The 18,980-nt window shown below is 71.9% G+C and carries 21 protein-coding genes; 15 read left to right on the top strand and 6 right to left on the bottom strand.

Annotation, left to right across the window (positions count from 1 at the left end; all coding sequences use genetic code 11):
* Nucleotides 1-233 precede the first annotated feature (233 nt).
* From ACIQOW_RS15415 to ACIQOW_RS15370, 10 genes are read left to right on the top strand one after another with little or no spacing between them, the layout of a single operon-like run.
* Entirely contained in the window at nucleotides 234-1,754 is a 1,521-nt protein-coding gene (locus tag ACIQOW_RS15415) for an AMP-binding protein (RefSeq protein WP_401084369.1), read from the top strand.
* Nucleotides 1,751-2,014: a phosphopantetheine-binding protein gene (locus ACIQOW_RS15410; protein WP_188300831.1), complete on the top strand. Its 264-nt coding sequence runs from the start codon at nucleotides 1,751-1,753 to the stop codon at nucleotides 2,012-2,014. The genes ACIQOW_RS15415 and ACIQOW_RS15410 overlap by 4 nt, the downstream gene beginning before the upstream one ends.
* 2 nt (nucleotides 2,015-2,016) lie before the next feature.
* Entirely contained in the window at nucleotides 2,017-3,105 is a 1,089-nt protein-coding gene (locus tag ACIQOW_RS15405; protein WP_401084365.1) for an anthranilate phosphoribosyltransferase, read from the top strand.
* Nucleotides 3,102-3,905, top strand: coding sequence for a tryptophan synthase subunit alpha (gene trpA / locus ACIQOW_RS15400; RefSeq protein ID WP_401084362.1), 804 nt, complete (start codon nucleotides 3,102-3,104; stop codon nucleotides 3,903-3,905). Before ACIQOW_RS15405 ends, trpA begins: the two co-directional genes overlap by 4 nt.
* 12 nt (nucleotides 3,906-3,917) lie before the next feature.
* A complete protein-coding gene (locus tag ACIQOW_RS15395) occupies nucleotides 3,918-4,292 on the top strand; it encodes an ectoine synthase (RefSeq protein ID WP_401084360.1) in 375 nt (124 codons plus the stop codon).
* A gap of 12 nt (nucleotides 4,293-4,304) precedes the next feature.
* Nucleotides 4,305-5,444: an acyl-CoA dehydrogenase family protein gene (locus ACIQOW_RS15390; RefSeq protein WP_401084357.1), complete on the top strand. Its 1,140-nt coding sequence runs from the start codon at nucleotides 4,305-4,307 to the stop codon at nucleotides 5,442-5,444.
* 6 nt (nucleotides 5,445-5,450) lie between these two features.
* Nucleotides 5,451-6,143, top strand: coding sequence for an N-(5'-phosphoribosyl)anthranilate isomerase (locus tag ACIQOW_RS15385; protein WP_401084354.1), 693 nt, complete (start codon nucleotides 5,451-5,453; stop codon nucleotides 6,141-6,143).
* Nucleotides 6,140-6,919: an indole-3-glycerol-phosphate synthase gene (locus ACIQOW_RS15380; protein ID WP_401084352.1), complete on the top strand. Its 780-nt coding sequence runs from the start codon at nucleotides 6,140-6,142 to the stop codon at nucleotides 6,917-6,919. The genes ACIQOW_RS15385 and ACIQOW_RS15380 overlap by 4 nt, the downstream gene beginning before the upstream one ends.
* Nucleotides 6,920-6,923: 4 nt before the next feature.
* Entirely contained in the window at nucleotides 6,924-7,139 is a 216-nt protein-coding gene (locus ACIQOW_RS15375) for an MbtH family protein (protein ID WP_401084349.1), read from the top strand.
* Nucleotides 7,136-8,314 (top strand): Glu/Leu/Phe/Val dehydrogenase dimerization domain-containing protein, encoded by a 1,179-nt coding sequence (locus ACIQOW_RS15370; protein ID WP_401084346.1) that lies wholly within the window; start codon nucleotides 7,136-7,138, stop codon nucleotides 8,312-8,314. Before ACIQOW_RS15375 ends, ACIQOW_RS15370 begins: the two co-directional genes overlap by 4 nt.
* Before the next feature lie 692 nt (nucleotides 8,315-9,006).
* Here the strand turns inward: ACIQOW_RS15370 and ACIQOW_RS15365 are convergent.
* Complete coding sequence (locus ACIQOW_RS15365; protein WP_401084343.1) at nucleotides 9,007-9,555, bottom strand: hypothetical protein; 549 nt, start codon at nucleotides 9,553-9,555, stop codon at nucleotides 9,007-9,009.
* 91 nt (nucleotides 9,556-9,646) lie between these two features.
* Here ACIQOW_RS15365 and ACIQOW_RS15360 point away from each other — a divergent pair, with 91 nt between their 5' ends.
* The 3 genes from ACIQOW_RS15360 to ACIQOW_RS15350 are packed head-to-tail and all read left to right on the top strand — an operon-like array spanning nucleotide 9,647 to nucleotide 11,669.
* The gene (locus tag ACIQOW_RS15360) at nucleotides 9,647-10,012 is read left to right on the top strand and encodes a hypothetical protein (RefSeq protein ID WP_401084340.1); all 366 of its coding nucleotides are present in this window, start codon (nucleotides 9,647-9,649) and stop codon (nucleotides 10,010-10,012) included.
* Nucleotides 10,005-10,790 (top strand): hypothetical protein, encoded by a 786-nt coding sequence (locus ACIQOW_RS15355; RefSeq protein ID WP_401084337.1) that lies wholly within the window; start codon nucleotides 10,005-10,007, stop codon nucleotides 10,788-10,790. Before ACIQOW_RS15360 ends, ACIQOW_RS15355 begins: the two co-directional genes overlap by 8 nt.
* A gap of 24 nt (nucleotides 10,791-10,814) precedes the next feature.
* Nucleotides 10,815-11,669 (top strand): transporter substrate-binding domain-containing protein, encoded by an 855-nt coding sequence (locus ACIQOW_RS15350; RefSeq protein WP_401084334.1) that lies wholly within the window; start codon nucleotides 10,815-10,817, stop codon nucleotides 11,667-11,669.
* Between the two features lie 150 nt (nucleotides 11,670-11,819).
* Here the strand turns inward: ACIQOW_RS15350 and ACIQOW_RS15345 are convergent, their stop codons facing one another.
* The 5 genes from ACIQOW_RS15345 to ACIQOW_RS15325 form a co-directional block, all read right to left on the bottom strand.
* The gene (locus ACIQOW_RS15345) at nucleotides 11,820-12,353 is read right to left on the bottom strand and encodes an RICIN domain-containing protein (RefSeq protein ID WP_401084533.1); all 534 of its coding nucleotides are present in this window, start codon (nucleotides 12,351-12,353) and stop codon (nucleotides 11,820-11,822) included.
* Nucleotides 12,354-13,085: 732 nt separating this feature from the next.
* Complete coding sequence (locus tag ACIQOW_RS15340) at nucleotides 13,086-14,303, bottom strand: glycosyltransferase (RefSeq protein ID WP_401084331.1); 1,218 nt, start codon at nucleotides 14,301-14,303, stop codon at nucleotides 13,086-13,088.
* Nucleotides 14,300-15,094: a MerR family transcriptional regulator gene (locus ACIQOW_RS15335; protein WP_401084328.1), complete on the bottom strand. Its 795-nt coding sequence runs from the start codon at nucleotides 15,092-15,094 to the stop codon at nucleotides 14,300-14,302. Before ACIQOW_RS15335 ends, ACIQOW_RS15340 begins: the two co-directional genes overlap by 4 nt.
* 116 nt (nucleotides 15,095-15,210) lie before the next feature.
* Nucleotides 15,211-16,329: a DUF6745 domain-containing protein gene (locus ACIQOW_RS15330; protein WP_401084325.1), complete on the bottom strand. Its 1,119-nt coding sequence runs from the start codon at nucleotides 16,327-16,329 to the stop codon at nucleotides 15,211-15,213.
* A 122-nt stretch (nucleotides 16,330-16,451) separates the two neighbouring features.
* Complete coding sequence (locus tag ACIQOW_RS15325; RefSeq protein ID WP_401084322.1) at nucleotides 16,452-16,778, bottom strand: hypothetical protein; 327 nt, start codon at nucleotides 16,776-16,778, stop codon at nucleotides 16,452-16,454.
* Nucleotides 16,779-16,979: 201 nt separating this feature from the next.
* On the opposite strand from ACIQOW_RS15325, the gene ACIQOW_RS15320 reads away from it, so the two are divergent.
* Together ACIQOW_RS15320 and ACIQOW_RS15315 are read left to right on the top strand one after the other, a co-directional pair.
* Nucleotides 16,980-17,957 carry an STM4015 family protein gene (locus tag ACIQOW_RS15320; RefSeq protein WP_401084319.1) on the top strand — a complete coding sequence of 326 codons (978 nt, stop codon included), beginning with the start codon at nucleotides 16,980-16,982 and terminating at the stop codon, nucleotides 17,955-17,957.
* A gap of 64 nt (nucleotides 17,958-18,021) precedes the next feature.
* Nucleotides 18,022-18,978: an STM4015 family protein gene (locus tag ACIQOW_RS15315; protein WP_401084318.1), complete on the top strand. Its 957-nt coding sequence runs from the start codon at nucleotides 18,022-18,024 to the stop codon at nucleotides 18,976-18,978.
* Nucleotides 18,979-18,980 lie beyond the last annotated feature (2 nt).

The following is an 18,980-nucleotide window of genomic DNA, read 5'->3' as shown; positions in this document are numbered from 1 at the left end:
GCATCTGCGCGGCCGGCCGCGGGACCTGTTCTGACGTGCCGTCATGACGCCGATCGAGCACCCCACTTCCGTGGACGGGCACCACGTGATAATTCTTCTTTCGCCGGGAAGGCGGCCGGATGGGCCCCCTTTCGTGTCGGCCCTCCATTGTTCCGAATGAGATCGGTGAACCCGTTGCATGAACTCATCCGTTGTCTATGGAGCCCACCCTGTTGCATGAACTCGGAGAAGTCATGACGCAGCAGCAGAGCCTGGTGGGTTCATTCGTCTCGCACGCCGCCGGCCACCCCGGCGATCCGGCCCTGGTATGGCACGGGGAAGAGACGACCTACCGTGAACTCCACCGGCTGGCCGAGCGGGAGCGCCTGCGGATCGCCCGGCTCGCCCCGGACGAGGACGAGCCGATCGGCATCCCGGCCGCCAAGTCGCCCTCGACGATCGCCCTGGTGCTCGCCTGCCTGCTGGAAGGGCGGCGCTTCCTGCTGCTGCCGGCGCCCACGCCGGAGGGGAGAGCCTCCCCCGCGTCGGCCGAGCGGGCCGGAATCCGGCACGTCCTGTCGCCGGAGGGCCCCCGGGCTGCCGGCCCCGGGCCGCAGACCCCCGGCCAACGGGCGGAGCCGATGGCGCCGCGCGCCACGGAGCCGGGCGACGTCTCCTTCATGTTCACCACCTCCGGTTCCACCGGGCGGCCGAAGACCGTGCCACTGAGCACGGGGGCGGTGGACCGCTTCACCACCTGGGCCGGCGAGCGGTTCGGCATCCGTCGGGGGACGACGGTCCTCAACTACGCCCCGCTCACCTTCGACCTGTGCCTGCTGGACGTCTGGACCACGCTCAAGTACGGCGGTCGCGTCGTCCTGGTCGATCCGGCCCGGGCCACCCACCCGGGCCACCTGCTGGACCTCGTGGACCGCCACGCGGTCCAACTCGTCCAGGCGGTACCGATGTTCTACCAACTGCTGGTCGACGCGACCACGGAGAGCGGCCGGCGGCTCGACACCGTCGAGCACGTCGTCTTCACCGGCGACAGCCTGCCCGCCCGCTGCCTGGCCGAGCTTCCGCGCCTGTTCCCCGGCGCGCGGCTCCACAACGTCTACGGCTGCACCGAGACCAACGACAGCTTCCTGCACGAGGTCGACGGCACCGAGCCGGCGGACGGCCCGCTGCCGATCGGACGTCCGCTGCCCGGCGTCCACGCGGTGATCGTCGGTGCCGACGGCGGGATCGTGACCGGGCCGGGCACCGGCGAACTCCACGTCGCGACGCCCTTTCAGACCGACGGCTACCTGGACCGGGCCCAGGACGCGGACAGGTTCGCGACCCACCACCACGACGGGGAGACGCGGCGCTACTTCCGCAGCGGCGACCTCGTCCGGCGGGACCGGGACGGCCGCATCACCCTGGAAGGCCGGAACGACCACCAGGTCAAGGTCCGCGGCACCCGGGTCAACACCCACGAGGTCGAACAGGTGCTGCTCGACCATCCCGAGGTCGTCGAGGCGGCCGTGGTGGCCGTACCCGACCCGGTGGCCGGCCGCCTGCTGCGGAGCGTGGTCCGCCGCGCCCCGGACAGCCGGCTGAACTCGCTGGCGCTGCGCCGGCACTGCGCGCAACGCCTCCCGCTCACCGCCGTCCCCTCGACCCTGCAGATCGTGGACGACCCGCTGCCCAGGACGTCCACCGGAAAGATCGACCGCGCCCCCGTCGAGCGCGCCTGCTCCCCGTCCCAGCCCACCGAAGGAACGGCCCAGTGAACCACGCCGCGGTAGTCACCCAGTTCATCATCGAGGAGTTCCTGCCCGACGTCGGCGCGAACGAGCTGGACTCCGACTACGACCTCGTGGACGGCGGGGTCATCGACAGCCTCGGTCTGCTCAAGACGATCGCCTGGCTGGAGGACCGCTTCGACGTGCGCGTCGAGGAGTTCGACCTCGACCCGGACAGCTTCCGCTCCGTCGGCTCGATCAGCAGGTTCATCGACCAGGCCCAGCCGCACCGGACGGACGCCCCCTAGCCATGCACAAGGTGCTGCGAGCGCTGATCCGCCGGGACCACCCCGTCGACCAGGAGATGTGGGGGTCCTTCTGGGACCAGCTGCGTGACGGCGCCCTCCGGCCCGGCGAGTCGGTGGCGCTGCTGTCCTCGCTGTCCACCCGGATGCCCGATCGGGACACGCTGGTCGCGATGCTCCGCTCGCTGGACGAGCGACGGCCGGCCGTCACCGCGCGGCTGGACGGCACGGCCAACATCGTCGGCACCGGAGGCGGGCCGGCCACGTTCAACATCTCCACCGCGGCGGCCTTCCTCGCCGCGGCCCTGGGCGTCCGCGTCGTCAAGACGGGATCCCGCGCCTACACGAGCACCTGCGGCTCCCATGACCTGCTCGACCGTCTCGGCGTCGGAAGGACCGCCTCGTACGAGCGGACCGAGGCCCAGCTGGAACGCTTCGGCATCGCCTTCCCGGGGAACTTCGTCTACCCGCGGGAGGTGGCGCTGCTGGCCCGGAGCATCGTGCCGATGGACCTGCGGATGATCGGCGGGTTCATCAACTCCGTCGGCCCCTTCCTGGCCGCGGTGCCGGTCTCCGCCCAGCTCGTCGGCGTCTCGGACCGTTCGATGCTGCCGGCGCTGGGCCAGGTCGCCGCCACCGTCGCCGACCGGAGGATCTGGCTGTGCTCCAACGAGCTGGGAATCGACGAGCTCGTCGGCTCCGTCGACAACCTCGTCCTCCCAAATGACGGCACCGACGCGATCCGGCTGCCGGCCGAGGCTTTCGGCTCCGGTTCCGGCTCCGGCCCCGGCCCCGCGACCGCGACCGCGACCGCGACCGCGACTGCGACTGCGACTGCGACCGGCACGATCGCCGAACTACGGCCGGCCGCAGAAGGGGAGGACGTGGTCGACCACTTCCTCGGTGTGCTCTCCGGAACGGGCAAGCCGCTCGCCACCCGGACCGTCTGCCTGAACGCCGCCGCACTGGCCGTCGCGAGCGGGCTGATCGACGGGTGGCCGGAGGCGGTCCGGGCGGCCGACGACGCCCTCCGCAGCGGCGCCGCCCGCGACCTCGTCGACCGCCTCCGCGCCCGACCGGCGCGTGCGCGGTGAGCGGGTTCTTCGCCCGCCGGCCACCGGACCGGCCCGGCCTGGCGGTGTTCCTCAACGCCGGAGATCCACCGCTGCCCGTCCTGGCCGACGTCATGCGGATGCTCGACGACTGCCAGGTGGACTGCCTGGAGCTGGCTGTGCCCTTTCCGAACTCGGTCACCGACGGGCCCGTCATCCGCCGATCGGCACAGCGGGCCCTGGCCGACGGCGTCGGACTCGACGAGGTGCTCGACTTCCTCGGCGGGGTCCTGCCCCGGCTGCGCCACCTGCGGGTGGCACTGCTGGCCGACTGGAGCCACACGGTCAGGGACCTGACCGTGCCGGGCTTCGTCCGGCGGGTCGCCGACGCCGGCGTCCACGGACTGCTGGTGCACGGCCTGCCGCCGCGGCTACGGGCCGACTGCCTCGAAGCGGTGCGGGAGGCGGGGCTGCCCCTGGTCGCCACCTGCTACGCCGCGTCGGCGCCCGAGGTGAAGGCCGCCGCCGCCGAGTGCGCCACCGCGTACCTGTACCTGGTGGCCCACTACGGCCGCAGCGGCGGCGGGCTCGCGGCCGACCACCAGGAGCTGGCCGCCGCGCTGACCGCACTGCGGACGAGGACCGTCGTACCGATCGCCGTCGGGTTCGGCGTCCGCTCCAGGGCGGACATCGACCTGCTGCACGGCCTCGGCGCCGACGCCGCGGTCGTGGGCAGCGCCGGGGTCGCCCGGATCGAGCACGCCCTCGCCGGAGGGACCGACGTGGTCGAGGAGTTCCGCACCTTCGTTCAGACCGTTTCGCCGTACTCGACAAGCCGCTAGGAGGCACACCCGATGATCGTCCGACACCTTGCCGAGGTGAAGACCGTGGACTGGGGCAACGGGCTCAGCCGTAGGTTCCTTCTCGAATCCGACGGCCTGGGCTACACGATGACGGACACCACCGTCCGCGCCGGCACCAAGTCGCGGCTGGAGTACCGCCACCACCTGGAGGCGTGCTACTGCATCGAGGGAAAGGGCGAGGTCGTGGACACCGACGGCACGTCCCACCCGCTCGAACCGGGCACCCTGTACGCCCTCGACCGGAACGACGCCCACTTCCTGATCGCGAGCCCGGACGAGGACCTCCGGCTGGTGTGCGTGTTCTCGCCCGCGTTGCGCGGCGACGAACGCCACAACCTGGACTCGGCCGACTTCTCCGAATACTGACAGGACTGACAGATGATCAGATGGAACGCCGACCAGATCGCCCTGGGCGAGGGGATTGCCCGGTGGTGCGAGGAGCTCAGCTCCGGCCACCTCGAAGGGGACGCCGAAGGAGCCTTCCCGAGGGACAAGTGGAAGCTGGTCCAGAGGTCCGGAATCCTCGGCCTGCCGTTCGACGAGCAGTGGGGCGGGCTGGGCCAGGACCTGCTCACCACCATGCACGTGCTCGAACGACTCGGCACCGGGTGCCGTGACGGCGGACTGAACTTCTCGGTCGCCACCCACCTGGTCGGCGTCGGAGTCCCACTGCACCGGTTCGGCTCGCCGGAGCTCAAGGCGCGCCACCTGCCGGGGATCTGCTCGGGAGAGACGATCGGGGCGCACGCGATCAGCGAGACCGAGAGCGGCTCCGACGCGCTCGCGATGAGGACCACGGCCACCCGCGAGGGCGACGGCTTCGTCCTGCGGGGCGGCAAGTCCTTCATCACCAACGGCCCGGTGGCCGACGTGTTCGTGGTGTACGCGCGCACCCACCCGAGCAGCGGCCCGCTCAGCATCACCGCCTTCGTCGTGGAACGGGACACCCCGGGCCTCGTCATCGGGCCGCCCGTCGCCACCATGGGGCTGCGGACCGCGCCGCTGAGCGAACTGCACTTCGACGACTGCAGGATCCCCGCGTCCGCCGTGATCGGCCGGATCGGATCCGGGTTCCTGGTCCTGGACCACGTGATGAAGTGGGAGATCCTCTGCTCCTTCGTCATCAGCACCGGACAGATGCGGTACCGGCTCGACCGCTGCGTCGAGTACGCCAAGGAACGCGTCCAGTTCGGCAGTCCGATCGGCTCGTACCAGTCGGTCTCCCACAAGCTCGTGGAGATGAGCATCGGCCTGGACACCGCGCGGAAGTGGCTCTACGACACGGCGGTCCGGCTGACGGCGGGCGAGAACGTCACGAGGGACATCGCCGTCAGCAAGCTCCTCGCCAGCGAGAGCAACCTCTCCTCCGCGCTGGCCGCCGTGCAGATCTTCGGCGGCAGCGGCTACCTGGCCGAGTACGGGCTGGAGAAGGACCTGCGCGACGCGGTCGCCGGCCCGATCTACTCGGGCACGTCGGAGATCCAACGCAACCGCGTCGCCGCCATGCTGGGGCTGTGACGCCTGATGCTGGTCAAGATCTGCGGAGCCGCCTCGGCCGAGGACGTGGCATCGCTCGACCGGGCCGGAGCCGACCTCGTCGGCCTGTGGCACGGCGTTCCAGGCGGCCATGCCGAACTGACGTTCCGTCATCTCACGCTGGTCGCGGACGCCGTACACCGAACGGCGCGACTGCGTCCGGTCCTCGTGACCTTCCTCAACGACGCCGGGGCGCTTCGCGCGGCGACGGCCGCGGGGCGGGTGCCGTGGGTCCAACTGCACGGCTACCAGCCGCCGGGACTGGTCCGCGCCCTGAAGAGCACCACGGACCTCACCGTGGTCAAGGTGCTGCACCTCGGTACGGACACCCGCGCGGAACAGTCCCTGATCGCGGCCTACGAGCGGGCGGGAACGGACCTCTTCCTGCTGGACGTGGTGGCCGCGGACGGCCGGATCGGCAGCACCGGGCAACCGGCCGACTGCGAGGCCGTCCTCGGGATCGCCGACCGCCTCTCGCGCCCCTTCCTGCTGGCCGGCGGCGTCTCGGCCGACAACCGGGAGGACTACCGGGCGGTGGTGGACCACCCCCTGTTCCTGGGCATCGACGTGGACACCGCAGCCAGGGACCCCGACGGACGGCTGAGCACCGACCGGATCACGACCGTGCGGCACGGCTGGCGGGTGCCGGACGGCGCGGGGGCGGCCGGAGGGCCCGGATGACGGCCGCGTTCATCGAGGCGCTGCTGGACGCCCGCCGACCGGTGATCATGGAGCTCAAGCGCCAGGACTCCGCCGGGCACGACCTGTTCGGTGGCAGGTCCGCCGCCCGGCTGGTCGCCGACTACCGGGACGCCGGCGCCCCCTGCCTGTCCGTGGTGACCGGGCGGTGGTTCGGCGGCACCCCGGAGCTGCTGCGCGAGGTCATGGAAGCGACGGACCTGCCCGTACTGCAGAAGGACTTCATCACCCGCCGCGGCCAACTGCACCAGGCCCGCGAGAGCGGCGCGTCCGCGGTCCTGCTGACCGCCGCGCTGCTGCCGCGCGCCACCCTGGGCCACCTGGTCGAGCTCGGCCTGCGCCTGGGCCTGACGCCGTTCGTCGAGGTCACCACCGAGGAGGAGATCAGCCGCGTGCCACGCGCCGAGGAATGCGTGGTCGCGGTGAACAACAAGGACATCGCCAACCGCGAGCGCGGCGCGGGCGACCTCGGACGGAGCTCGTCCCTCCTGCCCGCGGTGCTGAGCAGCGGCACCCGGTGCCCGGTGAGCGCCGGGGCCATCCGCTCCCCCGACGATGCCGCCCGTCTCGTCGAGGAGGGCTTCGCCGGTGTGCTCATCGGCACGGGCCTGCTGCGCACCCCCAGCCTGCCGGCCTGGCTGGACGGCCTCGACGCCCGCCTCGCCACCCGTCGCAGCACCCGCCCCGACGCCGGCCACGAACCGGTTCCACCCCTCCGCCGCCCGGCGGACCCCCCAAGCACCGACATCCGGAGGTAACGGCATGACCAGCGAAGCGCCCGAGCAGTGGAAGGTCGTCGTCAACGACGAGGAGCAGTACTCGATCTGGTCCGCCGACCGCGAGACGCCGGCGGGCTGGCACGAGGCCGGCGTACGGGGCGCCAAGGACGACTGCCTCGCGCACATCGAACGCGTGTGGACCGACATGCGCCCCCGCAGCCTGCGCCTGCGGTCCGTCCCGGAGGAGGATGCGCGGTGAACCGGACGCTCGCGCCGCACGGTGCGCGCCCGGCGACCGGGCCCATGCTCTCCACCACCCTGAACCTCCCGGAGTGCCGGGCCCGCGGCTGGGTCGTCGTCGACTCCATGGTCGACGGCCTGGCCATGGGCGGCACCAGGATGAACCCGACGGTGACCGAGCAGGAGCTGACCGGGCTCGCCAGGGCGATGACCCACAAGCTGGCGCTGGTCGGCCTGCCCATCGGTGGCGCCAAGGCCGGCATCGCCCCCGATCCGGATGCCGCCGTCGAACGGCAGTCGGTGATGCGGGGGTTCGGCCGCGCCGCGGCCCCACTGCTGCACGGCGGGGTGTACCTGGGCTGCGACCAGGGCACCACCTACGCCGACCGGCGGCTGGCCTTCGAGGCCGCCGGGTACGACGTCACCCGCCGCCCCGGCACCACCCGCCTCACCGTCGGCTGGGCCGAACTGTGGGACCACATGGCCGACATCACCGGCTTCGGCGTGGCCGTCGCGGTGCTCGGCGCCCTGCGGGCCTCCGGTGCGCGGACCCCTCAGCGTGTCGCGATCCAGGGCTTCGGCACCGTCGGGCGCGCGGTGGCCGGCCACCTCGCCGCCCACGGTCACCTGGTGGTGGCGGTGGCCGACGTCCGGGGCACCGTCGAGGACCAGCACGGACTGCCCGTCGCCGAACTCGCCGCGCTCACCAGCAGCGACGGCACGATCGACCGGAGCCGGCTGCCCGCCCGGGTCACGGCCCACGGACCCGGGCGGGCGTGGCTACACGTCGACGCCGACGTGCTGGTGCTGGCGGCGTCCGCCTCCGCGGTCGACGAGGAGGCGGTGCCGGCGGTCCGGGCCCGCCTGGTGGTCGAGGGCGGAAACCTGAGCTGCACCGCACCGGCCCGCCGGTTGCTGCGCGAGGCCGGCCACACCGTCCTGCCGGACGTGGTCGTCAACGTCGGCGGGGCGGCGGCGACCGGGTGCGTGCTCACCGGGCTGGCCCCGTCCGACCTGCCGCTCCCGCAGCTGTCCGCGTGGCTGCGCGACTGGGTCGCCGGCAGGGTCGCCAGGAACTGCGAGCTGGTGCAGGAGCTGAGCGCCTCGGGCAGCGCCGACCCGGTCGCGCAGCTCCTCGGTTCGCTCGCGGCCCCGGCCGGCGCCTCCGCACCGGGGGTCCCGGCCGAGCGGTGACCGGGCCGGCGGACGCGCCCTCGTGACGGGCTGCTCATCGTGACGGGCTGCTCATCGTGGAACCGCGGTGAGCAGCCCGCCGACACCGGTTTCCTCCCGCCCGTCCTGGTCGGTCAACCAACCAAATAGAGCCGGTCAAAGTGACACTATGTTGCTTTGACCGGCTTTGTTGTTGTGGTGAAAGTGAGTCTGGCCCTCTGCGGGTTCGCAGGGGGCCAGTTCTGTTTGTGCTGGTCAGGTGGGGTGCGGGGGTTGAGGTGGGTCCGGGTTCCGGGGTGGTGTCGGGGAGGTAGCCGCTCGGGGTCCAGTGGTGGGGGTTTTTGAGTGTGTGGCGGTTGGAGGGGCGGCGGCGGGCGGGTTGGCCGTTGGTCTGGAGGGTGTCGAGCCAGCTGGCGAGTTTGCGGTGGTTGGCGTGGGCGAGCTGGAAGGAGAGCAGGAGGGACTGGGCGGCGATGCCGCGGATGCGGCGGGTTCGGGAGCGTTCGATGGCTTCGTGGTCCTTTGCGTACTGGTTGAAATGCTCGACGCGGTTGCGCAGGCGGAAGTAGTGGTGGACCCAGGGGGCGAGGCCGTGGTCGAGTTCCTGCCAGTAGCGGATGCCGATGTCCCGGTGGAAGGTGAGGGACTCGCGGCGGCAGAGCTCGGGGGGCCCTGCCGGGGTGGGGGTGACATCGACGAGGGGCAGGCGGGGGTCACGGCCGAGGCTGCGGCGTTTGACGGGGCAGGCGACCGTGGGGTGGGTGCCTGCTGCGGGGCAGAGCATGCGCCGGGGCGCCGCGGTGGTCGGGTGCGGCTTTGGGGCGCAGGCGGTAGGAGGCGCGGGCGTCGATGCGGGCGCGCCAGGTGGTGTGGTCGATATTTTTGGTGAGGAGGTCGGCGGTGGCGGTGGTCAGGGGCTGGGGGAGGTCGGGGCAGTACCAGGTACCGTCGATGAGGAGGGCGCCGGTGTGGGAGCCCTGGATGCCGAGCTGGTCGATGCGGTAGTCCCAGATGGGACGGTAGCCAAGATCGCGGACGGGGATGTGGAAGGCTTCGGGCAGGGCGGTGAGTTCTTCAAGGTCAGCAGGAGCCACCTCTCCGTCGAGATCGGGAGCCACCTCCGTCGGTAGCGTCCCGCAGCCTGCAACGGCCTGAGCAGGCCAGATGCCCCTTTCAGTTGCCGCCTTGAGGCTCGGAAAATGGCTCCCGGTCTCGCCGAAGTTCTGGCTCTGGATCATGTCGATGAACTCACCGGGCGTCAACCGGCTGGATTGAAGCCATGACCCCGGCCGCTCCCGCGCGCTAATGTCTGATGCCGTGTCATCCATCCTTCATGTGGGGTGTGAGCAGGACGTGACTCGTTGGCAGAAAATTGTGCTCGTCGCGGCCGGATCGGTGGTCACCGTCTCGACGCCGCTGGTCTGGCTCCTGGGTGATCCGGACACCGGGCAGTTGGTCGGCGCCTCGGTCCAGGCCGGGGCCGGAATCGCGGCACTGCTCCTGCCCGTGCTGTGGCGGCCGGACCGGCAGGACCGCCCCGGTCTGCGGGCTGAGGCCGTCGACACGGGCAAGGCCGTCGCGAAGGGTGGCGGCTCCGCGAACAGCGGCGTACGACTGGGCGGGAACGCGAGCGGCGTCGCGTCCGCGCGGGCCGAACGGACCGGTGACGCCACCGCCGAGGGCGGCGGCATCGCCAACTCCGGAGTCACCGATGCCTGATCCGGTGGTCGACGGCGAAGGCCACCCCAAGGAACCGACGGCGTCCGCGTCCGATACGGGTGCCGCGCGGGCGAACGACGGCGGTACGGCCATCAGCGGGACCGTCGTCGGCAGCAACGTCAACAGCCGCATCTACACCCTGCACTTCTGGGGTCGCGCCGCCGGCTGGAGCCTCCCGACGGTGCTCGTCGGGCTGATCGTCGTCGTGGCGCTGGCGCGCCAACCAGGAGGCAGCATAGGGCAGTTCGTGCCGGTGTACGTGCTACTGGGCGCCGCGCTGCTGGCATCCGTACTCCTGGCGATGCTCGCGGGAGAGCAGGCCGGCCGGGGCGACTTCTTCCGGTCCGGACTCAGGCTGCCCGCCGCATTGTTGTGCCTGGTCGCCGCCGGGGCCGGACTGTTGTGGATGGAATATCTCCGGGACCACGGCGAAGTGGATGTCGCCGGTGGGCACTTCCGGGTCGAAAATGCCACCGAAGTGGGGGACGGCGGAGAGGCGACCCTGGTGGTCGACGCCGCCGGGATGAAACGCGACGGCATGAAGGTCACGGTCTCCATCGGGCAACCCGTGCGGAAGGTGGGATCCTGCGCGGCCGTGACCACGCTCGGCGTGGCACTAGGTAAACAGGTGCAGAGCGCCAACCGCTCCCTCGAAGACGGGGATACCGCCGACCTGCGGCTTGACGGCGGAAGCGAGATCCGGGTCCGCCTCATCGTCCACACGCAAAAGGGATGTCAGGTGAACCTCGGAGTCACCAAAGTTCTTCTGTACGGGTGATCTGTACGAGTGAGGAGTCATGGGATGAACGCGTGGCGAACTGCCAGGCGGGTGGTGGCGGGACTCGGGGCGCTGGCATTCCTCGCGACGGCCACGGCATGCGGTGAAGAGCCCAAGTTCCTCGGCCGTACGCGTGTCAATGTCGCGTACAAGAATGACCAGCCGGGCACCTCCTACTGGGACAAGGGGAAATATTCCGGCTTCGACTCGTATGTGGGAGCCCATGTCACCCAGCAGTTGAAGGTCACCCACTCTCCCAAGCTGGTCACGTCCGACTTGCGCGAGACCGAGATCACCGGGGGATTGGCCGACCTGGTGATTGCCACCTACTCGATCACTCCGCAGCGCGCGGAGGAAGTCGCCTTCGTCGGCCCGTACGCCGTGACGGATCAGGGCTACATGGTCATGGCAGGCTCCGGCCGCCCGGTGATCGAGTCGGAGAGTGACCTCAAGGACAAGAACATCTGCACGATGACGAGCACGACCGCCGTCGAAAACCTGAGGCGCCAGGGCTTGAATAACGTCAAGGAGGTTTCGAGCGCCTCGACATGTGTGGATCTGCTGCTCGGCGGAAAGACGGACGCCTTCTTCATGGACGAGATGATTCTCTATGGATTCCAAGCGGCGAAGCCAGAAAAGGGCCTACGTATCTTCAAAGGCAAGGCCGGGGAGCCGCAGTTCTACGGCATCGGCATGCCCAAGAGGCATCTGAGCGACTGCGAGAACCTGAAGAAGATCGTCAAGGCATACGTGCAGAGCGGCCAATGGACAACGGACTTCACGGCGGCACTGCCGGAGTTCACGAAAGGACACCCGACCGAGGTGGAGGAGCACCGGCCCAGCCCTGGCCTTCTCGACAAGCTCTCATGCAGGGGGTGAGGGCCTGACCGCCGAGGCCGTACCCCGCCAGGTCGGCAGGGTGTGGGTGGTGCGGCCGGAGCGGTAGGTCACATCTACCAGGTGGAGGAAGCGTCGGCCGGTCTCGCGGCCGCGCCGGCCGGGGCGACGGCGGTTCAGGGTGACACCCACTCATGGAGCAAATCGGGAGACAGCCGACGCGACCCGCCAGACTCGGCTCGATCGTCCGGGGAGACGCCCGCACGGTGTGACGCGTGCACAGGCCGTCGTGACGCTCTCGGGTGTCGTCGGCCGGCTGGTCAGCGGACGTCGAACGAGGTCAACTGGTAGGCGCTCGTGGGCGTGCAGGTGTAGAGATAGACGCTGGAGTTGGCGCCTGTCGAGGCGGGCTGGAAGCACTTGCCGAGAGCGTCGTTCTTGATGCTGTAGCGGCCGGGCTTGCTCGAGTCCTCCAGGCTGAAAGATCTGCTCGTCCCACCGGGAGTCGCACGGGCGCTGCTGAATCTCACCGTTGGCGCCGGTTCCCACGACGTTGATGCACATGTCGCTGTTGAGGTTGCGCACCAGGAAGGTCGTGGTGGTGACCGGGTCGATCGCCCATTTCTGGGCAAGCTGATCGGTGTCCGTCTGGTACTGGATCACGGTGCCGCCGACGGTGGAGTTCGAAGCGACGCCGAGGACGAACCCGGTCTGCCAGCTCCGGATCTTGGTGCCGCTCAGCGGTCCGGTGGCGTCGGGACACCCGCGCTGAGCACGGTCGCGCCGAGGGCCAGGGCGAGAGCGAAACAGGTGGAGCGCTTACGCAAGAGAGCCGCCTCAAGGCTCACGAGGCCGCTGGGGAATGCGGCCCTCACATACGCACCGTAGGTCCGCCTCGTGGGAGCCGCGCCAGCCGAACGCCGCCATCCGGTGGGGCGATTCACCGGGTCGGACTCGTGGCGTCCCGACGGGCGACGGGCCCGTACCCGCCGTCCCGGACGTCACCCTGCGGGCGGGGGATCGGCTGCCATCCCGCCCCTGCGGCCGACCGCGCCACCCACCTGGGAAAGGATCATCTTCCGCCTGGGAAGTTGTCCATCGGACCTCTCATTGCCGCTGGTCAGCGAATTCTGTCGGTGCACCTGATCGCCCGGGCACCCTGGCCTCCCGTCGCCGCCGTCCGACGGCGGTGACCGGTCTCATCGAAGGTAGGCGATGTCGGCCCGTCTCAAGGAACCAAGTCGCCGCAGGTCAACCGGCTGCGGCAAGGGCGGGCGGTTGGAGGCCGTCGTCCCAACCAGTCCAGTCTGCGCTGGTCGCGCTGTCTTGGTCGACTGCCTTCGATGAGACCGGTCAGGCGGCACCGGTGTGCGGCACCTCCGTGCGGCACCGTGGCGCTCGGCCCACCGGAGCGAGCCCTGGCGCGGGAACCGCGTGGCGGCTCGCCGTCCTCCTCCGCTACCGACCCATGGCCGCCACCGCCTCCGCGACCCGGGCCGCGCCGTCCTCCTTCGCCATCGCGCGAGCCGCCCCCTGTGCCCGCTCCCGCAGCCGCTGCTCCTCGACGGCCTGACGGATGGCCGCCGCCAGCCGCGCCGCGGTCAGGTCGGCGAACCGCACCGGAGCCGTCGCCGCGCCGACCCGGGTGAGCCGGCCGGCCCAGAACGGCTGGTCGGCCATCACCGGGACCGGGACGCTCGGCACACCCGCGCGCAGCGTCGCGGCCGCCGTACCCGCGCCCGCGTGGTGCACGACGGCCGCCATGCGCGGGAACAGCCGGGAGTGCGGCAGTTCGCCGATCGTCAGCACGTCGTCGCCCTCCCCGGCGATCCCGGCCCAGCCGGCCTGCACCACTCCCCGGACGCCCGCCCGCCGCAGGGCTTCCAGCGCCAGGGTGCTCAGCCGCTCGCCCTGTCCTGCCGCCATGCTGCCGAAGCCGATGAACACCGGCGGCGGCCCGGCCCGCAGGAAGTCCTCGACCTCGACCGGGAGGCAGTGGTCGCCCGCCACGTGGGGCCACCAGTTGCCGACCACCCGCAGCCCCGGCCGCCAGTCCGCCGGGCGCGGTACCAGGCTCGGGCTGAAGCCGTGCAGCACCGGCCAGTCCGCCCGCTCCACGGCCCGTCGGCGTGCGGTCTGGGAGAGTGCCGGAAGGCCCAGCCGCGACCGCAGCCGGCGTGCTGCCTCGGTGTGCAGACGGTCGACGACCCGCTGCCCGAGCGCCCCCGCCGCCCGGTTGCCCCAGCTCCCCAGCGAGCGGCCGCCCCCGACCACCGGCGGGAACTCCCGGGTCGGCAGCGTGGGTTGCAGGTAGACCCCCAGCGTGGGGACGTCCATCGCCTCCGCCAGGTGCCAGCCCAGCGGTGCGGTGGTGGTGCCGAGCAGGAGCAGGTCGGCTCCGGGCGCGGCGGCGTCCGCGAGCCCGTCGCCCAGCTGACCGATGAACGCCGCGGCCCGCGCGAGCAGTTCGGAGCGCCCGCCCGTCGGCTCGGAGCCCGCGCCGTGCGGGTCGGCCGGGAGCGGACGGAAGTCGAGCCCGCTGCCGGCCACCAGCCCGCGGAAGGTCTCGGGCGCCGCGAGCGCGACCTCGTGCCCCGCGCCGCGCAGATGGGCCCCGAGACCGGTGTAGGGGGCGACGTCGCCGTGCGAGCCCGCGGCCATCACGAGGATCCTCATCGGCCCGCCTCGGTTCCGGTCGCGGTGCGCCGCTCGGCGTTCGCGCCGATGGCCGCGCGGAAGTAGCCGGCCAGGCCCGGCCGCTGCTCGGCCGGCGGCACGACCAGGGCGAAGGCCCGGGCGTCCGCCTCGTAGTCGTCGGCGATCCGGCAGTGCGTCTCCGGCGGGCAGGGCGTGAACCACCGGGTGATGTGCCGCCGGTGCTGCTCGGCGAGGCCGAGCACCGTGACGTGGTCGACCGGCAGTCCCCCGTCGAAGGCGTCCAGCAGCCGGCCTCGCCATTCGGCGGCCTCCGCCATCAGCTGCTGCCAGTCCTCCTTGGAGTGGGTGGCGGCGCGGGCCAGGGCCTCCCGGTGGCTGTCCCGCTCACCCCACTTGAGGTGGGCGTCGGCGGCGTAACTGAGGTCGAAGACCACGTCCCCGAAGACCTCGAAGCGCTCCTCCGGGGTCAGCTCGACCCCGGTGCGCTGGACCTCGATGGCCCGCTCGGCGACGTCGACCAGCTTCTGCAGCCGGGTGATCTGCTCGGCGAGGGCCTGCCGTCTCGTCACCAGGTGGTCGAGCGCGTTGGCCTGCGGGTCCGCCAGGATGTCGGCGATCTCGTCGAGCGGGAAGCCGAGTTCCCGGTAGAAGAGGATCTGCTGGAGCCTGGCGAGGTCCGCGCCGGTGTAGAGCCGGTAGCCGGCCGGGCTGCGCTCGCTGGGCTCGAGCAGCCCGGACCGGTCGTAGTGGTGCAGGGTCCGGATCGTGACCCCGGCGAAGCCGGAGACCTGACCCACCGACCAGCTCATGCGTCCCTCCGATCATCCGTGCGTTCTGCTGCGCCCCCACCGTGCGGCCTGACGTGGGGTCAGGGTCAACACGCGCGGCTCGGAGACTGGCTCCGGATGCCGGGAGGCGTCCGCGGTCAGGTCTCGCGCTGCGGGTGGTAGGCGGTCTCGGGTATGCCGAAGGTCCAGGCGACACCGGCGCGCGCGGTGCGGGTGCTCGGCGGGACGCGCAGCCAGTAGGTGCGGTGGGTGCCGTCCGGCTCGGGGGTGGAGTTGACCACCTCGACCATCACCACCGGCTCGTCGTCGGACAGGACGATCCGCCAGAGCACACCGGTCTCGTCCCGGTGGATGGGCTCGGCGCCGGAGTCGGCCAGGTAGCGCTCGTAGCCGTAGTGCTCCAGCAGGACGCGGCGCAGCTCGGCGTTCTCCTCGGTGCGGATCCGCTCGACGGTCACCTCTGCCAGGGTCGCCAGGAAATCCGGCGGGACGGGCATGCCGCGCCAGGCGTGCAGGGCGAAGCCGTCGGCGTACTCCAGGGCGGGCCCGTCCGCCCGGTCGAGCCGGCCGGCCTCGTCGCGGTGCAGCGCGGTCGGCCGTTCGCTGAGCAGGGCCACCTCCCGGTACGGCCACCACCAGCCGGCTTCCCCTGCCAGTTCGGCGAGCGGTGCGACGGCGTCGGCGCTCGCGCCGGCGGCTTCGAAGGCGGCGAACCACGGAGCGTCGTGCTGGCCGCGCACCGCGTCCAGCAGGGCGAGCCGGACGGTGGTGCGGCGGGACCTGGCCTGTTCGGCGACGGCGGCGTCGTCCTCCCGGTCGGCCTCGGGGGCGAGCCGGTCGAGCACGGCGTTGCGCAGCCGGTCGGCGAGCGGCGTGGTGACCGGGCCGAGTTCGCCGCCGGTGAGCGCCCAGTGCCCCGCCCACCCGGTGGCGCCGACCTGCTCGACGGCGCGTCGCCTGGCCTCCTCCCAGGGCCGGGTGCGCACGGCCTCGCGCACGCTCTGCGCGCCGCCGGCCCTCAGCTCCAGCGCCGCCTCGGTCGCGGCGAGCGGCGAGCCGAACCAGCGGATCGCCGCGGGCTCGGGCAGCCCGGCCGCCCGGTAGGCGGCCCGGACGGCACGCTCGGCCGCCGCCCGGTCACCGGCTCCGGTGGCCGCTGCGGCCGCCCGCCAGCGGGCCGTCACCTCGGCCGGCCCCGGCAGCGCCCGTGCCCCGCCCGGGTCGCCGTGGACCTCGTCGTGGATGACCGTCTCCATCCCTGCTCCGTTCCCGGCCGGGCTCCACGCCCGGCCGTCCGTTCCCGTTCCGTGCCGCGGCCCGGGGCCGCGTCCAGTCCTCGTGTCCCGCCTGCCGCCCCGTACGGCGGGCGGAGCGGCCGTCAGTCCGCGACCATCCGCACCGCGCCCGGCACGTACTCGCGCTGGCGGATCACCCGGTACCAGCCCTTGGGCAGCGGTATCGCCGCGTGCTCCTCGTGCACCACCCGGCCGCCCTCGGGCAGGTGCAGCCAGCCCGCGCCGAACGGCCCGGTCTCACGGCGCAGCTCGCCCGGACCGACCACGGCATGGGCGTGCCCGGTGACCTCTCCGAGCGCGAGCACCATCCGGCCGCGCCCGTCCCTCGGCTGCACGGCCAGCTCCGCCACCCTCGGCGGCACCACGCTCTCCTCGACCGGCACGATCAGCACATCGCCCTGGCGGTACATCAGTCCTCCCTCGCCGTACGGCCGGACCCCGGCGGACGCCGGAACCCAAGGCTCCGCCGCGTTCGACGCGGTCACTCTCCGGAGCCAGGACCCGAACATAGGGCAAGGGTCTGACAACGCGCCCGGGCGGCGACCCGGCCGCCGGATTGTCAGTCCCGGCTGGTAGACAGTTGTTCGGCCCCGACCCCAGAGGAGCAGCGCATGACTGTCAACGACCACATCGAGCGGTTCCACGGTCTCCCCGTCTTCGACTTCGTGGCGGCCGTGGCCGAAGCCGAGGAGAAGGGCGGGTCCGGCTCCGTCCAGCTGCCGGACGCGGCCTCGGTCGCCTGGAAGATCGGGCTCGACTACGAGTCCGAGGCCACGTTCGGCGAGTGCTGGGAGCAGTTCCTCGGCGCCGTCGACACCGAGCGGGTCACCGCCGTCGTGATCGGCCAGTGGGCACCGGAGGAGCCGGACAGCTTCCAGGAGCCGATGGAGGCGGTCGTCGCCGCCGCCGGCCGACTGCCCGCCCTGCGCGCGCTGTTCGTCGGCGACATCACCTACGAGGAGTGCGAGATCTCCTGGATCCAGCAGTGCGACATCACGCCGCTGCTGACGGCCTTCCCGCAGCTGGCCGAGCTGGTGGTGCGCGGCGCCTCCGAGGACTGGGACGGCAAGGGCGGTCTGGCCCTGACGCCGCTGCGGCACGAGGCGCTCAAGGCGCTGCGCTTCGAGGCCGGCGGCCTGCCGGGCTCGGTCGTGCGCTCGGTGGCCGGCTGCGACCTCCCGGCCCTGGAACGGCTCGAACTCTGGCTGGGCGTGGACAACTACGGCGGTTCCTCGACCATGGCCGACCTCGCACCGTTCCTGGACGGCATCCGCTTCCCCGCGCTGCGCCACCTCGGCCTCCAGAACAGCGAGTTCCAGGACGACATCGCCGCCGCTCTCGCGCACGCACCCGTCGTCGCCCGGCTGGAGTCGCTCAACCTCTCCATGGGCGTGCTGACCGACCAGGGTGCCACCGCGCTGCTGGAGGGCCAGCCGCTCACCCACCTGCGCTCCCTCGACCTGCACCACCACTACCTCACCGAGGGGATGCAGCAGCGGCTGCGCCAGGCCCTGTCCGGGGTCGAGGTCGACCTCTCCGAGCCCGGCAAGCCCGACGACCGGTGGCGCTACGTCGCCGTGGCCGAGTAGCCGTCACCCCCGCATCCACCCGTACGACCACCCGTCCGACCAACTCGACCCATCAGGATCCGACATGGCCGTCTCCCGCCACCTCGAACGCTTCCACGAGCTGCCGATCCACGAGTTCACGCCCGACGACGCCCCGCCGCAGCCCGGCGACGCCCGGCCCCTGCCCGACGCCGGAGCCGTCGCCTGGCGGCTCTCCTTCGACCACGACACCGAGCAGGACTTCGCCCAGCTCTGGCAGTCCTTCCTGGAGAAGGTCGACCCGGCCGGCGTCCGCGCCGTGGTGATCGGCTCCTGGTGGCAGGACGACTACACGTCCGTGCGGCCCGTGGTCGAGGCCATCGCGGCCGACGCCCGGCGCCTGCCCGCCCTGGAGGCGCTGTTCCTCGGCGAGGTGACCTACGACGCGTGCGAGATCTCCTGGCTGGAGATGGACGACGTCACCCCGTTGCTGAACGCCTTCCCCGGTCTGAAGTCGCTGGCCGTGCGCGGTGGCAGTGGCCTCGTCCTGAAGCCGGTCCGGCACGACGCGCTGACCAGCCTGCGCTTCGAGGCCGGCGGGCTGCCGGCCACCGTGGTGCAGGCGGTGGCCGGCTCCGAACTGCCCGCTCTGGAAAGCCTGCACCTCTGGCTCGGCGTGGACGAGTACGGCGGCGACGCCTCGCTGGACGACCTGGCGCCGTTCCTGGACGGCTCCCGCCTGCCGCGGCTGCGCCACCTGGGGCTGGCCAACAGCGAACTCCAGGACGAGATCGCCGCCGCCGTCGCGCACGCCCCGGTGGTCGCCCGGCTGGAGTCGCTCGACCTCTCCATGGGTGTGCTCTCCGACGACGGCGCCACCGCGCTGCTGGAGGGCCAGCCGCTCACCCACCTGCGCTCCCTCGACCTGCACCACCACTACCTGAGCGACGCGATGATGGAGCGGCTCTGCGAGGCCCTGCCGGGAGTCGAGATCGACCTCAGCGACGCCGAGGCGGACGAGGCGGAGGACGAGGACGACCGCTACGTCTCGGTCGCCGAGTAGGC

Source organism: Kitasatospora sp. NPDC091335 (assembly GCF_044757205.1).
Classification (GTDB): domain Bacteria; phylum Actinomycetota; class Actinomycetes; order Streptomycetales; family Streptomycetaceae; genus Kitasatospora.
This window is presented reverse-complemented; position numbering and strand designations above follow the sequence as displayed.